The organism is Achromobacter ruhlandii, from assembly GCF_902859695.1.
GTDB lineage: Bacteria > Pseudomonadota > Gammaproteobacteria > Burkholderiales > Burkholderiaceae_B > Achromobacter > Achromobacter ruhlandii.
In genome coordinates, this window is sequence record NZ_CADIJL010000008.1 from 30201 (window position 1) to 45203 (window position 15003).

At 67.3% G+C, this 15003-nt stretch carries 15 protein-coding genes; all 15 read right to left on the minus strand.

The window, feature by feature from the left end:
* Positions 1–17 precede the first annotated feature (17 nt).
* The 15 genes from HV742_RS12090 to HV742_RS12160 are packed head-to-tail and all read right to left on the minus strand — an operon-like array spanning position 18 to position 14989.
* Positions 18–1466: a conjugal transfer protein TraH gene (locus tag HV742_RS12090; protein WP_175145275.1), complete on the minus strand. Its 1449-nt coding sequence runs from the start codon at positions 1464–1466 to the stop codon at positions 18–20.
* Positions 1463–2329 (minus strand): conjugal transfer protein TraF, encoded by an 867-nt coding sequence (gene traF / locus HV742_RS12095; protein ID WP_175145276.1) that lies wholly within the window; start codon positions 2327–2329, stop codon positions 1463–1465. The genes HV742_RS12090 and traF (HV742_RS12095) overlap by 4 nt, the downstream gene beginning before the upstream one ends.
* 9 nt (positions 2330–2338) lie before the next feature.
* The gene (locus HV742_RS12100; RefSeq protein WP_175145278.1) at positions 2339–2713 is read right to left on the minus strand and encodes a hypothetical protein; all 375 of its coding nucleotides are present in this window, start codon (positions 2711–2713) and stop codon (positions 2339–2341) included.
* Positions 2710–5031 carry a type-F conjugative transfer system mating-pair stabilization protein TraN gene (gene traN / locus HV742_RS12105; protein WP_175145280.1) on the minus strand — a complete coding sequence of 774 codons (2322 nt, stop codon included), beginning with the start codon at positions 5029–5031 and terminating at the stop codon, positions 2710–2712. The genes HV742_RS12100 and traN overlap by 4 nt, the downstream gene beginning before the upstream one ends.
* A gap of 9 nt (positions 5032–5040) precedes the next feature.
* Entirely contained in the window at positions 5041–5793 is a 753-nt protein-coding gene (gene trbC / locus HV742_RS12110) for a type-F conjugative transfer system pilin assembly protein TrbC (RefSeq protein ID WP_254601080.1), read from the minus strand.
* Entirely contained in the window at positions 5780–6802 is a 1023-nt protein-coding gene (traU, locus tag HV742_RS12115) for a conjugal transfer pilus assembly protein TraU (protein WP_175145282.1), read from the minus strand. The genes trbC and traU overlap by 14 nt, the downstream gene beginning before the upstream one ends.
* Positions 6799–7422: a type-F conjugative transfer system protein TraW gene (gene traW, locus HV742_RS12120; protein WP_217482376.1), complete on the minus strand. Its 624-nt coding sequence runs from the start codon at positions 7420–7422 to the stop codon at positions 6799–6801. The genes traU and traW overlap by 4 nt, the downstream gene beginning before the upstream one ends.
* 8 nt (positions 7423–7430) lie before the next feature.
* Positions 7431–7808, minus strand: a complete 378-nt coding sequence (locus tag HV742_RS12125) for a hypothetical protein (RefSeq protein ID WP_175145286.1) — start codon at positions 7806–7808, stop codon at positions 7431–7433.
* Between the two features lie 10 nt (positions 7809–7818).
* Positions 7819–8415: a conjugative transfer signal peptidase TraF gene (gene traF, locus HV742_RS12130; RefSeq protein ID WP_175145288.1), complete on the minus strand. Its 597-nt coding sequence runs from the start codon at positions 8413–8415 to the stop codon at positions 7819–7821.
* On the minus strand, positions 8412–8780 hold the full coding sequence (locus tag HV742_RS12135) for a hypothetical protein (protein WP_175145290.1): 369 nt from the start codon (positions 8778–8780) through the stop codon (positions 8412–8414). The genes traF (HV742_RS12130) and HV742_RS12135 overlap by 4 nt, the downstream gene beginning before the upstream one ends.
* The gene (traC, locus tag HV742_RS12140; RefSeq protein WP_175145292.1) at positions 8777–11344 is read right to left on the minus strand and encodes a type IV secretion system protein TraC; all 2568 of its coding nucleotides are present in this window, start codon (positions 11342–11344) and stop codon (positions 8777–8779) included. The genes HV742_RS12135 and traC overlap by 4 nt, the downstream gene beginning before the upstream one ends.
* 7 nt (positions 11345–11351) lie before the next feature.
* Positions 11352–11939, minus strand: a complete 588-nt coding sequence (traV, locus tag HV742_RS12145; protein WP_175145294.1) for a type IV conjugative transfer system lipoprotein TraV — start codon at positions 11937–11939, stop codon at positions 11352–11354.
* The gene (locus tag HV742_RS12150; protein ID WP_175145296.1) at positions 11936–12772 is read right to left on the minus strand and encodes a DsbC family protein; all 837 of its coding nucleotides are present in this window, start codon (positions 12770–12772) and stop codon (positions 11936–11938) included. The genes traV and HV742_RS12150 overlap by 4 nt, the downstream gene beginning before the upstream one ends.
* Positions 12759–14159, minus strand: a complete 1401-nt coding sequence (locus tag HV742_RS12155; RefSeq protein ID WP_175145297.1) for a TraB/TrbI/VirB10 family type IV secretion system protein — start codon at positions 14157–14159, stop codon at positions 12759–12761. The genes HV742_RS12150 and HV742_RS12155 overlap by 14 nt, the downstream gene beginning before the upstream one ends.
* Positions 14156–14989, minus strand: coding sequence for a type-F conjugative transfer system secretin TraK (locus HV742_RS12160; RefSeq protein WP_254601081.1), 834 nt, complete (start codon positions 14987–14989; stop codon positions 14156–14158). Before HV742_RS12160 ends, HV742_RS12155 begins: the two co-directional genes overlap by 4 nt.
* Positions 14990–15003 lie beyond the last annotated feature (14 nt).

The window sequence follows — 15003 nt, forward strand, 5'->3', positions numbered from 1 at the left end:
TCGCAATGGCGTCGGCGTTACTGCGCCAGATAAGCGGCCTGCTGGCCGAGCATGTCCATCACGTGCTGCGGCATGCTGGAGCGCAGTTGGCGTTCGAGTTGTTCCAGGTGGCTAGCCACCGCCCGGAAGGAACCCACCTTCTGGTAGAGCAGGTTCTTCTCCTGCGACAATTGCATGAGCATCGCCTGCGCGCGCTGGCGGATCTGGTTGGCTTGGTCACGTTGGGTCTGCTGCAGCGTGTAGTTCTTGTCCAGGGCGGCCATCCCAAGACGCAGGTTGCGTTCGAGGAAGACGTAGGCGTAGTCGGCGGCGATCACGTCGCGGTACTGGCCGATCAGGCTGTCGGCGAGGCCGGAGCCCGGGATGCTGGTGCCGATGGACAGCATCTTGTAGACCGGCTCGGTGGTCTGGTTCACGAAGCCGACCTCGGTCGAATTGTTGGGGATGGCGGTGCGTGTCGTGATCTTCTCGGCGATGGAGCGCATCATCGCCTCGACCTTGGCCGTGAAGGGGGTGTGGGTGTACCCGGTGTTCAGGGTGACCACGTCGCAGTTGGTGTAGTCGTTGCACTTCAGCACGTGCTGGATGACATCCGTGCCGCTCGCCGCACTCTGGCCATACAGCAACTGGCTGATCGACGTGAGGGTGGGCGCGATCGGCTCGGGGTCGCGCGCCGATTCTTCCGGGTAGTAGATGATGGTGCCGACCAGGCTCATGATCAGCTCGCGCTCCTGATCGTCGAGGTAGGCTCCGGTGTACTGCAGCGCTTTCCAGGTGAGGTTGCCGACGAAGGGGGCCTTGTTCTTCACATTCGGATCGGTGGAGGAACGTGCCGATGCCAGGATGCTGGGCCGGTCGGAACCACACCGCCGGCGCGCCGCATCCCGGTCGCTCTCCAGGCCCATCTCGACGGCGAGGTCGGCGCAGGTTTCCTGCGAGCTGTAGCCGATGGATTCGGCGGCCGTGCTAACGATGGCTTTGGCGGTCTCGCACGAGTTGATGCGCGCGTTGTTGATCCAGGTCTCCAGCCCCTTGGCCCACTTGGTGAGTCCTCCCAAGAGGGGTGACACCGCTTCGAGCGCCAACTGGAAGGCGATACCGGGTAGGGCGGCCGTGATGTTCTTCAGCATGTTCTTGAACTCGGTCGCCGAGAGGTGGCTGAAGCTGCCGCCGAAGACGTCGATGCCACCGCAGCCCGCCTTGGCGCTGGGGAACTGGATGGCCGTGAGCTGATAGACCTTGTTGGGCGAGCGCATCATCAGATTGCCGCCGGAATAGGTGTTGAAGGTCTGGCCGCGGAAGGCCCCGGGGGCCGTGTAGTTGCCGATGGCGCCCAGGTTGTTGAACATGTCGTTCACTTCCGTGTTCAGGTCGCCGGCGCGCAGCGGCAGCGGCGAGATCACCAGCAGCAACGCCAGCAGCGCGGCGGAGGGTCGCCACAACGGGGGATGGTCGGGGTGGTTCATGGGGCCTCCTGCGGCAGGGCAAAACGTTGCATCGTTCCGGGCAGCATCGCCTCGGCCTGCGGGCCGGACACGACGGCGATGCGTTCCAGCAACTGGGATTCCGAGAGCACGCCGAAGCCGATCGGCGTGATCTTTCCGGTGAAGGGCTGCGCCAGGAAGACGGCGGGTACCTGCGCGACCTTCAGAGTGGTGGCGATGCCGTTGTCCGGCCGCGCGTTGGGGAAACCCGGCAGCGGGCCGCCATCCACGCTGATGGCCACCACCTGGATGCCATGGCGCACCTGGAAGGCCGCCAGGGTCGGTGCGAAGGCGTGGCAATAGGGGCAGTCCGAGCGGTAGAAGAAGAACAGCACGTGGTCCTTACCCAGTTCGGCGATCGAGCGGGAGCGATCCACCCACTCGGTCTGCTCGAACACCTCCAGCGCCTTGGCGTTGACCGGCCGGCCTTGCTGCGTCGGATCGAGTGCCGGCGTGGCCCAGGCGATCTGCTGCGCCACGTCGGCAAAATAGGAGGCGCGGGCGACGACCTGGGACTCCAGTGTCATGTAGCGGCGGACATTCGCCTCGGTCGGCCGCATGATGGCGATGTTGCGCGTGTCCTCCAGCGTCTTCTGCAGGCGTTCGAACTCGACCAGTTCCGGAGCTTTCGAGGGCGGAGCCGATGGCGCCGCGGGCACCACCTTGTCCGGCAGCGGCGGACGTTCCCGTTCCTCGTGCATGGGATCCTCGTAGAAATGCCAGCCGCGCCAACTGTCGGACCAGTAGCGCTCAGCAGCATCCTGGGCCGATGCGGCGCAGGCGCCCAGCATCGAGGCCAGCGCTAGCAGCGAGCGAATGGGCGGGAGGAACGCGAAGCGCTTCATGCGGAGCCTCTACCTCAGGGATTGCGGCGGCCGGCCGTCGAGGCAGTAGTTGATGCCGAAGTCCATCGTCTGCCGGCGCGCAGTCGTGGCACCGGGCAGGAGAACGCCGTCTTGCCAGAACGTGACCTTCAGCCGGCTGCAGCCGGGTTGGGCGTAGCGCTTCTCGGTCGTCACGTCGATGAAGATCGGCGAGGTGGCACCGAAGCGCCTCGTGATCGCGTCGGCCATCTCGCCGGTGAGGACGCCATGGGACTGCCCGTCGGTCGCCTGCAGGGCGGCCAGCATCACCGGGCGCGCATCGGGCACCGGCGTGCGGAGCACGTCGTCGGCAAGGACGGGCCACGCGAGTACGGCCAGCAACGCTGCAGCATCGATGAGCTTCATTGACATCTCCCCTGTCCGTAGTAGCAGGTCGTCAGGCGCGAGGCGTTGCTGCCCTGAATCGTTCCGACGTTGGGCAGCGTCGGGACGATGGAGGCGTAGAACTCCGAAAGGTCCATGGCGGCGAAGTCCAGGCTCTGCAGTTGGGCAATGGTGAAGCCCGAACAGTCGGGATTCTGGCCGGAACCCCAGGCCTTGCCGACCTGCACGCGGCCCTGCTCGTTGACGATGCGGGCGAGCTTGCTGTTGAAGCAGCACTTGCCGGTGGTGTGCTCGATGCAGGCGACACAGGCGCCGAGGATGCGGATGCACGACGAACAATAGGTCCCGACGCTATGGCACAGGCCGGCCCCTTCCTTCATGGCGACCTTGCCTTCCTCCTCGTTGCAGGACGACATCGACATGACGATGTAGATCACCACCGCAATGGCGAGCGACCAGGGATCGAAGGCGACCACCAGGCCGTCGCCCGCGTAGAGCACGACTGAACTGGCCGGCAGCGCGGTGCCGTTGATGGCGACGGTGACGCCATAGGTCGTGAAGCTGCCGGAAAAGCCGCCGCTCATCAGCAGCGCCTGCATGCCCTGATAGAGGAACTCGCGGTTGTCGGCGTTCATCAGCACGTCATAGACGAGGCGCGAACCCGTGCCGAACAGGCTCTGGTTGGTCATGCCGGCCCCGGCCGAGTCGGAATAGCAGCAGTTCTTGAAGAGCCGGTCGCGGCATTTGTTTGATTCGCCCTTGAAGACCTGCATGTTGTCGGTGTCGAGGTACACGCCGGCTTCGCGTGCGGCTTCCATCAGCGACATCGAACGGGCGAAGTCGGGGTCGTTGGTGTAGCTGGTGTTGAAGCAGTTCGAGCCCAGGCAATAGACGTTGGCGGGGCAATTCGAGGCGGTGGTGGCGGTTTGGGCGGAGACCGGGCAGGTGTAGGTGTCCTGGTGGATTTCGCATAAGCCCGTCGCGGCGTTCGTCTGCTTGCAGATGCTGGTCGCCGGGGTGCAACCGCTACTCGCCAACGCGGCGCATTCGTCCACCGGCGCGCCCGCGGTGCAGGTCAGGGTGCGCTGATAGGACCAGCAGGCGCGCGTGACCGCGCGGCCGTCGATGGTCTTGGTCGCGGGGCCGTCCACGCAACGGTCGGCGGTGGTCACGGTGCAGCGGCCGCCCTCCGTCAGCGCGGCGCTGCGGTCGACCCAGACGTCGGTCTCGTGCTGCTCCATGGTCGGCTGGACGAAGGACAAGGGCAGGCTCCACCCGGAGGCGCCGGTCAGCGTAGCGGCCCCGGCGGGTACGGCGCAATGCATCCCGCTGTCGTCGTAGATCGCCGTGCTGCCGCCCGGGCAGCCGGCCTCGGCATCGGGGACGGTGAGGGTGAAGCACTGGTCGGCCGCACCAGCGGAGAGGAATTCGCCGGCCCAATAGCCGCTCAGCGTATCGCCGCGCACCGTCCCGGCGGGGCAGGCATAGACCGGCGTGCCGAACTGGAAGGTGTAGTTGCAACTCCCGGCGGTGCAGCCCGAGCCCGGCATCATGACCACTTTGAAGGGGCGCCAGCAGTAGCCCTGCCAATGCGGCGACAGGTCGGTGACAAAGGCGGCCTGGGTGGCCGGTGCCGTCGGCAGGTCGAGGGCCTGCCAGCCGATGCAGGCGCCCATGCCGCCGGCAGCGTAGAAGCGGAAGCGCTGCAACCCGTCGGCGCGGATGCGGCATTGCGCCTCGGCCACCATGTAGTCGGCGCCGTTGCGGTTGACCTGTCCATGGGCGAACCAGGTGCCTTCGGTGCAACTGGGCAGCAGTTCGACCTGGACCGTGAGGTCGCGCCGGGTGGTGTAGTTGCCGACACCGCTGTAACGGTTGCAGACCTTGGTGGTCGTGCCGGCGGGCGTGGTGACCTCGGCGGTGGTGCAACCCGAGTAATAGTCGGCGAGACTGCCCAGCACGCTCGACGGATTGCCGGCGATATCGCGGGCGGCAGCGACGGCGGGATCGTAGGCCGAGACCGGGGTGCGCGGGGTGTTGGCCGAGGTCACGGCGCCGCGCTGGGCCTGGCAGACGGGATCGTCGGTGCTGGTGGCGCAGGCGGCCAGGCGGGCATTGGCCGCCCCCGACAGGCTGGGCTGGCCGTAGTAGGTGGTTTCCGGTGGCGTCGTGGTGTAGCCCGGCACGGCACTCGATGCACTCGGCGTATTGACCGTCCCCCGGATGACGGGATTGGCCAGTTGTCCGGCCGCAGTGCCTTCCTCGAACGGACCGGCGACGGCGGCGGTCTGCGTCATGACGAAGCAGACGAGCGTGATCCAGGTGACCCAGCGGCGCATCGTGGCCTCCTAACTCTTAATCCGTTTCAGGAAGGTGTCGGCGGGCGGGCCGAACCCGGGTGCCGAGCGCCGCATGTGTTCCAGCACGTAGTCCAGGCTCACGTCGCCGGAGGTCCGCAGGAAGCTGTCAGCCGGCGCGCAACTGCCGCTGGCGCAGGCAACCGGGCGGGTGCCGGCACGTATCAGCACGAAGGTCGGTACCCGGGTGACGGCGTAGCGGTCGAAGGCCTGGGGATCGATCTGCACGGCCACCTGGCGGGTGCCAATCAGGCCCTGTACCTGGGCGACGGTGTCGCGCAGCGAGCCGTTGGCGAAGCCCCGGAGGACGATCGAGGCCTTCACCCGCGCGGCCTGGTCGATCAGGCGTTGCAGCGTGGGCCGGGGCATGGAGAGGCTGACGAACACCAACAGCCCGGGCCCCATCGCCAGCCCCTGCGCCTGAGTCATCGCCTCGGATTGCGATGCATAGCCCCGCGCCAGCGCTTCGAGGTCGATCGGGGTGGGGCTGAGGGGCTGGGGCAGCGCCTCGACGTTGGGGGTCGGCACCGGTGCATATCGGAGTTCGGCATCGCTGGGCATGCCGTACTTCCGCCGCGCCGCGTCGATGTCCTGGTCGGTGACGGTCGGCATTTCGCGGCGGACCCGTTCGATGTCCGCATCGGTGATGACCGGCGGGTTTTGCGCCAAGGCTTGTGCGCTAGCCAGGATCGCGGCGGTGAGGCCGAGGGCACGGGCAGATAGACGGAGATCAGAAGCCGACACAGCAGTTCCTCTTGCGAAATAACATGAAGGCGAAGTCCTCTCCGCGCACCGGGTATTCCTTGCCGGCGCCCCAGAGCACCGTGGTGCGGCCGAAGGGCTGGCAGCAGCGGCCGGCCTCCTTGTCGGTGTTGGGGATCGGATAGGTGAGTTGAGTCTTGTAGGCGGTCTTGTCCATGACCGGCTCGAAGTACGGACCGCACAGGCCGGGCGTGCCGTGCCAGCCCCAGGCGATCAGTTCGCGGTGCATCTTGGCGGTCAGGCGCTGGGCCATCAGCGCGGCCGTGCGCACGCCGCCCAGGTGGTAAGGCACGTGGCCGTCGAGGGGGTAGATGCCCCCCTGGCAGCCGGCGCACCAGAACAGCTCGCGGATGCCGAAGCCGACCGAGGCGGCGACGCAGTCGGCCGCGCAGGCGGCGATAGCGACCGGATTGGCGAAGAGCACGGCGTCCGGATTGAGGATCAGGGTGAGTTCGTCGTCGGCCCACAGGGGATCGACCTCGGTGAGGTAGGCGAGATCGAAGGAGCCCTTTTCCAGGCAGGGGAAGTCGGTCACCACCTCCAGCCAATACATCACCGGGTTCACGTAGAAGTGCGCCTGGTAGAAGCTGCCGCCGTCGCCATCGCCTTCCGGGCGGGTGAAGCGCGCCGCTTCCGGCGCCGGAATGCCGGGATCGAGATCGATGCCGCCGAGCGATACCAGGCAGAAGGGCTTGCGCACCGCCTCGACATGCCGTGCGGGCTCCCAGAAGCCGATGGAGAGCCCGATGACCGGATTGACGCCACAACTGCAGACCGGGCTCGCAGGGTTGTCGGTGTCCTCCTGGTCGCCGAAGTTGGCGATGTGCGCGGCTCCGATGCTGATCGGCAGGATGCAGGACCAGCAGATATCGGTGATCGGATTGGGAAACTTGCCGGTGCAGGTGGCCGCACCGGCGGCGAGGCTGGGGCCGGCCGCGCAGGCGAGCACGGCGGCGAGCAGGAAACGAACGAGGCCGCGATGGGCATTCATGGGGACACCGCCAATTCGTCGATACGCAACCGCAGCCCGTCCTGCGACACCAGGGCCGGCACCTGGGTGATGCCCAGGCGGCGGGTGAGCAGGCCCTGCTGGTCGTAGTAGACCGGGAGGCGCCAGGACTGCATGAGGTCCAGGTAGGAGCCGCCGACCAGGATCGGCTTCACCCGGCCCTGGTAGAGGGTGATCAACTGCCGGGCGCGGCCGACCTGACGCGGGTCGCGGGCATCGAAAAACAGCAGGTGCCGGGACAGCGACACCACCTCCAGCGGGTTCTTGCGCGTGCCGGCGGCAAACAGCAATTCGCCCTGGGAGCCGAGGATGTTGCGATCCAGGATGAAGCTCGGGTCGAAGTAGAAGGTCCGCACCGTTTCGGTCGGCCGCAGGCCGGTGACCGGCGGCGGATTCTTCACGGTCGCGATGCCCCGTTCCCGGGCCTCTGCTTCCAGGCGCCCGAGTTCGCCGCTGCGTTCCTTCTCGCGCAGGCGCTGCTCGATCATCTGCAGCAGATGGGGTTCGCTGATCTCGTAGGTCGGCCCGATGACGCCCAAGTCCATGGCCCGCACGCCTGCCGCGCCCAGCATCAGGCCGAGCACCAGGGGAGCGGACACCATGCAGCGTTTCATCGCGCCCCCCTGGCCGGGCAACGGATCTGTCCGGCGAGTCGTTCGCGGGCGACGGTATCGCGCAGGTGGCTGGCGCGGATCAGTCCCATCAGCACCGGATCGCCGTCACCGGCCGACATCGCTTGGCGCAACTGGGTCGTGGTGAGTGCCCGGCCACAACGCCGCTCGAAAGCGGCGAGATAGTCCTTGGCGCCGGCTTCAGCGGCGGGGGCAATTTGCCGCAGGAGGCCGAGATAGTCGGCCAGCGGCATGTCATTGCTCTGGGGAGCCGTCGGCGTCCCGTGAATCGGTCCGCGGGCCGGACTGGACTGGCCCCGGGCGGCCGGCTGGGTCAAGAGGCCGAGGAGCGCGAGGAACAGAAGGGCCTTGGTCATGGCGCGCCCTTCAATACAGCGGAACCACGACACCGACCACCTGCTCGGCCCGTACCAGGCCGCTGTCCTGGTAGCGCGAGTCGAAGGAGTCGGGGCTGGTGCCCTGCACGTAGTAGTGCCCGGGCGGGATGACGGTGGGCGTGATCGGGTCCAGCGGACTATGGTCGTAGGCCTGCAGCTTGGCCACGCCGACCTCCTCGCCGTTGATCGCCACGTGCCGACCGGCGACGGTCACGGCATCGCCCGGCAAGCCCCGCACGATCTTGAAGAAGGGCTGGCCGCGCAGCCCTGGGTAACGCGCCTGCGCCTCACCGTCGAACGAGAAGACGATGAAGTCGCCGCGCCGCAGGGGGTGGGGCCCATGCACCAGCCAGGCGATGCGATACGACAGGCTCGGCGTCCAGTTGAAGAGGACGGGCAGCCGCGGCGTCGCATCGATGAAGAGCCGGGCATAGGCCAAGCCCCAGATCGCCAAGATCGGCAGGTAGACATACCAGCGCCGGCGCACATGGCGCAGGAAGTCCGCAAAATGTTTGACGACTCGCCGACCGCTGCCGGGGTTCGACGCGGGACGCGGTTGCGCCTGTTGGATCGGTTCGGGGTTCATGGCGCGGCCACCTTTCTGCGCAGCTGTGCCGTCAGGTCGACGGTGTTCGGCGTCGGTCCGGCTATGGCGGTCCTGAGGATCACCAGGCAGTTGCATTCCCGCGGCAGCTCATCGAGGGCGAGCGGCAGGCGCTGGGCGAAGGCCCGGGCCATGACGAGCGCCTTCTGGCGGTCCTCCTCCGAGCTGGTTCTGGTGAGGAGTTGGGTGAACTCCGCTTCCTTGGCGCGGTACACCTCGGCCACATCGACCACGCCGATGACCAGAGCCGGCCGTAGCACCAGGTGGTCGTAGGCCGTGAGCGAGGCGGCCACCACGAACAGGGTGACCAGGCCCTGGGTGAGCCATTGGGGAACAGTGGTCTTCATACCGTATGTCCCCGGCGGCACAACAGTTCGCCGATCGCCTCGTCGATGGACAGGCCCTGGGCGCGCAGTTCATCGATCGGCGCGTTGTCTTCCAACTTGTTGGAGAACAGCAGGTGGGTGGCCGGATCGAGGATGTTGCGGGCGACGCCTTCGCCCACGGGGGAGGAGATGTACACCTCGGAGAACACGCCGGCCTCAGTGCGTAGCGAGTTCAACAGCCGCTTCTTCGGTTCGTCCATGGTGAGCCGGCCCTTGCGGTCGAGCATCTCGATGGATTCCGGTTTCTGGCGCAGCAGGAAGACCCAGTCCGAGCAGTTGAAGGCCGCTTCCATCTGCGCCGAGCCGTAGTAGTCGTCGGCGCTCTGGGTCGCGGTGCCGAGTGCGCCGCCGTACTTGCGGGCACGCCGGGCGGCTTCCTCGATCACGGCGGCCTTGACCGGATCGTCGGCGCCGATGTCGCCGAGTTGCTGCTTCAGCTCGTCGACGAAGAGCACCTTGCGCCGGTTGCGGGTCAGGTACATCTCGCCGGTGATCCGGTGCAGCAGCAGGATGTTGACCACCGCGTGCAGGTCGGGGCGGCGCTTCAACTCTTCGTTCTCGATGACGATGAAGTCGTTGGAAAAATCGACGTTGTTCTTGCCCTCGAAGAAGCGCTCGTACTGCCCGCCCTTGGCGTAGGGGTTGAGCATGATGGCCAGATCCTTGATGCGCTGGTCGCCCACCACGCCCAGTTCTTCGATGGTTCCGCCCTTGAAGGCGTCGCGCAGCCCCGTGATGCGCAGCTCGTTGCCGTATTGGCGCCAGAGCTTGAGGACCATGGCCGAGATGGCCTTGTACTGGACTTCCTCCAGGGTGTGCTGCATCGAGCACATCTTGGCGATGCCGGGCACCAGCATGTCGATGTCTTCATTGATGTCGACGATGTGGGTGAAGGGGTCGAGGCAGATGTCCACGTCGGGGCGGAACTCGATGTAGGTCCCCTGGGCCTTGCGGCACAGCTTCTCGAAACTGCGGCCGAGGTCGAGCATCCAGACCTTGGCGCCGATCGCGCGATAGGACCAGGCCATCTCGTTCATCAGCACCGACTTGCCCGAGCCCGGCGCGCCGATGATGGCGAAGTTGTAGTTGCCTAGGTCGTTGTCGAAGATGTCGAGGGTCATCAACTGGCCGCGGCGGCCGCCGAAGACCAGGGCGGGGGTGCGCGTACCGCGCCACTCGGCGATCAGCGGCGCCATGTGGATGGCATTGGCCATGGTCTTGCGCGTGACGCGGCGCATCTTGACCAAGTCCCGGTGGAACTTCTCGGTCAGCGTCATGGGGAGGCTCGCCAGCAGCGCCTGGCGGTGCATGTAGGCATCGGCGTTCAACTGAAAACCGCGTCCGCGCCAGATGGCGTTGGCCGCTTCGTGGGCGGCGACCGCCTTGTTCGGGGCGGTGAACAGCGCCAACTGGTGGTACAGGCTCACCAGGCTGCCGCCGGTGTCGATGGCATCCGCCGCCGCCGTCCAGTCCTGGAGCTTCTTATTCACGTCCGGCATCACGTCGGCCATCTTCGACTTGGCGTTCTGGGTGGCCCGCACATGGTTGGCGGTGACCACCGACTTGGTGACGTTGGGGTCGAGCACCTGCACGCCCAGCGTGAGCAGAAAGGGCGCGCTGTACTGCAAGGCCGGCTGCATCAGGTCGCCGATGAGGGAGCCCATCTGCCACAGCGCGAAGCGTTCCGGAAAACTCTTGATCGAGAAGAAGCGCGCCTCCAGTACATCGGGGCTGGCTTCCTTCCATAGCGTGAGGCCGCTGGGGTGCGGGTCCTGGATGGTGTCGAAGTCCACGATCTGGTCGCGCAGCTCGCGGCCATCGTCGTAGTGCAGGTCCGGGGCATCGGTCTGGGAGATGCGGTCGGGGTTGGTGAAGAGGGCGCACCAGTTGATCAGGTCGGCGGCATCGCAGACGCGGTTGGGGAGCGAGGCCGAGCGCAGGGTGGACGACATGGAATCGCGCAGCGCCATCAACTCGTCGCGCTTGTTGAGATCCTCGGGGTCGCCGGGAAAAGCGACGCTCAACATCAGCCGGAAATCCCGGATCGTGTAGTGGAAACCGGCGGTGAGCGACTTCTGCGCGCCCTGCAGCAGGTGGCCGACGCGCTGGCGGGCGAGTTTCCTGAACAGGTTCCCGTTGCGGGCCGGCCGGCCCCACTGCTTGGCCTGCTCCGCCTGATCCTCGTCCTCGACGCGCAGGTTGGCGTAGTGGCGCAACTGGGTGCGCACCTGGGGCGAGCCGAACAGGTGGAACTGGATGCCAGTGCCGGGCGGGCAGTTGGCATAGAGCGAGACCAGGACTTCCGCCATGCGCTCGTCGGCGCCCGACTGGGGCATGAGCTCGAGCATGACGCCCATGCTGTCGCGGTTGACGAAGATTTTTTCGGGGGCGAGATAGGCGGAGTAGGGCAGCCAGTTGGCGAACTGCTCGGCCGGCGACTCCACGGGCTGGGCGAAGGGGAAGCGCTGCGCCTGCCGACGGTCGCGATGGGCGCCGATCGGGGGATTGCTGTGGGGGGCGTTCATGGCGACCTCACTGCGCACGGTTGGCATTGGGCCCGGCGAACGGGGGCCGTTGCGGCGACATCGGCGCGGCCGGCGCGTTGGCGCCGGCGTTCGGCTCGGCGGTGGTTTCCGTTGCCGACTTCGGAGGCGCCTTGAGTGGCGCATAGGCGTCGCGGATCTGGCGCTGCACGTGGTCGATCAGCCACTGGCCGTTGTCCACGTGCACATAGATGTAGCCCTGGTCGTAGAGATCGCCATCGGCGTCTTCCCAGGGCTTAATCCACAAGCGCAGAAGACGGGCCTGGGAGCGCAAGGGGCTGGGCGTGACCGCCGTGTCGGCATTGCGGCTGGCGACGGACGATGGGGCGGGCACGGCCGATTCGGGCGGATTCGCTTCGGATGCCTCTTTTCGCGGGGCGGCCGACCGTTTGGCCCGTTGGCTGGGCAGGTTGTTGTGGACGGCGTTGGCGTAGGTACCCGACACCGAGTCGCAGGCGACACCTTCCGGGGCCTTGCAGGCGTACTTCGAGTCGCCGCCCAATCCGGACATGTTCATGCAGGCGCCCAAGGGGAGCAGCAGGCAGAGGGCGCTGATGCGCAGCACGAGTGTCTTCATGGCTGCTGCTCCGCGGTGGTTTGCGGCGTCGTTGGTGAAAAGATCTGCGCGAGCCGTGCTTCCAGCACCGCGCGTCCCACGAAGCCCTCGGTGCGGCTGCCGTCCGCCCAGATCAGGGTGGGCGTGCCCTGGACGCCGAGTTGGTGGGCCAGTGCCAGGTTGCGGGCGATCGGGTGGTCGCAGGCGGCATCGGTCTTGAGCGCACTGTCGTCGCCGTGCAGCATCAGGCGCTGCCAGGCTGCGGCGCGATCCCCCGCGCACCAGATGGCGATGGGCTTGGCCTCGCCCTGGAAGGGGACGAGGAAGGTGTAGAGGGTGACGTTGTCGAGGCCGGCCAGTTCGGACTCGAGTTGCTTGCAGTAGGGGCAGTTGGGATCGCTGAAGACGGCCACTTTGCGCTGGCCATTGCCGCGGACCGTCTTGATCGCATCACTGAGCGGCAGTCGATCGAAGTGGACGGGGGCCGCCGCCGTGCGAGCGGTTTCTGAGGCCGATCTTTGGGCACCATTTACGCTGTCGGCCTGCGCCAGTTTCGCGCCGGTGAGGTCGCGCAGGGTCTCGGTATCGAACAGGCGGCCGAAGAGGAAGTAGCGCGGGTTGCTGGCCGAGACGTAGGCCACGTTGCCGTTCATCCAGACTTCATAGAGGCCGCCGATGGGCGAGCGGGTGACTTCGGAGAAGTGCGTGCCCGGATGCGCTTTTTGCAAGGCCGCCAGCAGGCGCTTTTCAGTGGGTGCGGCGGCGTCAGCGCAGGCGAAGGGTCCGAGCAGTGTCGCGCTCAAGGCCGCGACGAGCACGCGCCGGGGCCGGCACAGGGGTTCAGTAGTTGCCATCGTCGGAGGTCTCCAGATAGCGGGTTTCGGGGGCGTTCGCGGAGTGGGCGAGGCGCGCGGACGACGGGTCGCCCGCCGTCATGGGGACGTCGATGCGCACGCCCTTGGTGATCACGACGTCGACTTCGCGGCCGGCATCCACCTCGATGACCGGGAAGGTGTTCTCGGCGAGCTTGATGTAGTACTGGGCCAGCCGGTCCAGGGCTTTGCCGACACCCGACCCCAGGCCCGCGCGGTAGGCTTCGGCGCCGGTGGCGCTGGCGACCGTGCCCAGCGCCGAGGTGCTGTACTCCGTCGACGAGGTGGCCAGGCCCTGGCCGATGCCGCTGACCACGCCGGCCAGCAGCGCATTGGCGAGCATCTGGCCCTGCTTGGTGACCAGGCGCCCGCGCATGCCGACCTTGCCGTCCTCGCCATAGACGCTGCCCTGGATCTTCACTTCCAGCGTGGCGCCGTCGGCGCGTACGCAGGACAGGCTCTCGGTGCGCAGGTAGGCGCGCTCGGAGCTGATGTCGCCGTAGCCGGCCGCGATCACGAAGCACTCGCGGTATTCGGCGCGGAAGCGGTTGGGCAGGACCGAGTTGTCCGAAAGGCGGATCAGGATCGGGTGGGGATTGGACTGGGACTGGCCGCCGGTCGGCGCATCCAGCCCGCCCAGCAGCGTGCCGCGGGTAAAACTCACCGGCAGGAAGGTGGAGATGGTCCGGGCGACAGCTTGCGAAGTGCTGCCCGAGGCCGGGTCCGCATTGACACCGGTGTTCGCGACCGGCGCGCCGGTGCCGGTGCGGGACCGGTCCGCGACGGTGATGCGCGTGATCGCGGGCTGCGGCGGCGATAGCACGGTGTCGCCCGGGGTGCCACTTGGCATCGCGCCGGCGGGCGACCCTTTGGGCGGCGGCGGGGCGGGGGGCAGGCTCGCCGCCGGCGGCAGGGTGTTCGGCGTGGTCGCGACGGGGGTGGGCGCCGCCGGGGTGGCGGCCGCTTGCTGTGCCGAGGTGAGCCGCTGTTCCAGGTCCGCGAAGCGCTGCATGGTCTTCGCTTCGAAGGCCTGGGCGTTCTTGTTGAGGCGTCCTTGCTCTTCACGTTCGTTCTCGTACTGGGCGAGCTTGCGTCCGGCCGTGCCGACCCACTGATCCACCGGATTGACCTGGCCGCCGGGGGGCATCACGCCGATGTTGGTGACCGCACTCGGTTGCCCGGCGGACGCTTGGGCGGCGCCGGTCTTCGGGGGGGTGCCGGTGAAGGCGAAGATCAGCCAGAGCAGCCCGACGCCGCCGGCCAGGAGCGTGCCGAGCATGGCGTATTGGCGTTGCCGGGGAGAAAGATGCTGCGACAGGCGCTGCGGCAAGCCGCGCAGGGCCTGGAACGACTGCTGCGGCGTGCTCATGGCGCCTCTCCTCGGCGGATCACGTAGACGCTGGTGCTCTCGCCGGGGCGCAGGTTGTGCTGCTCGATACTGACGCCGGCGACGCCGCCACTCAGTTGACTATCGAGGCGATCGAACTCCGGTTCGGCCAGCACCATGGGGGCATTGCTGACGTTCTGCAGCAGGTACTTCTCGCCGATCAGGCCGCGCCCTTCGTACTGGCGCACCAGCGAGAACCGCGTCTCGATCCACAGGGGGACCGAGCGATGGGTCTCTTCGACCCGCACGTCGGGCGGCACCCGGTCCGAAGCCATCGCCAACAGCAGCGCCTTCATCGCGCGGACCGGGTTGGGTGACGGTCCGGCTCCGGCCTGGGCCGCTGTGGCTGGCTTCAACGCTCTGGGCGTCTTGTCGCGGATGACGATGGTGTCGGCGGGCGTGTCCGCGCGGCGCAGCAGCAGCGTGTAGGTGGTGCTCGCCGAGGAGACGAACAGGTTGATCGGTTTCACGGCATCGCCGACCGGGCGAACGTAGATTTCGCCCTTGTCGCGGTCGCACTCCAGCACGACCTCACCGGCCGGATTGATCGCCGAACTGACGCCGCCGCCGGGCGCTGTGCTGCTCATGCCCGGTGTGGCGGGCAGGGCGGTCGCCGCGCCGCAATGACTCGAATGGATGTTGCCGAACACGTCGGTGATCGGCGCCCCCTCGATGCGGATGCGGGTCGGCTCCTTGATCGACACGATGGCTTCGACCGACACGCCGTCGCTGGCCTCGACGATCTGCAGCGCGTGGGCGGGCACAGGCGTCAAGGCGAAGACGGCGGCCGTTGCGGCGATTGCGGCACTCATCGCCCATCCGTGCC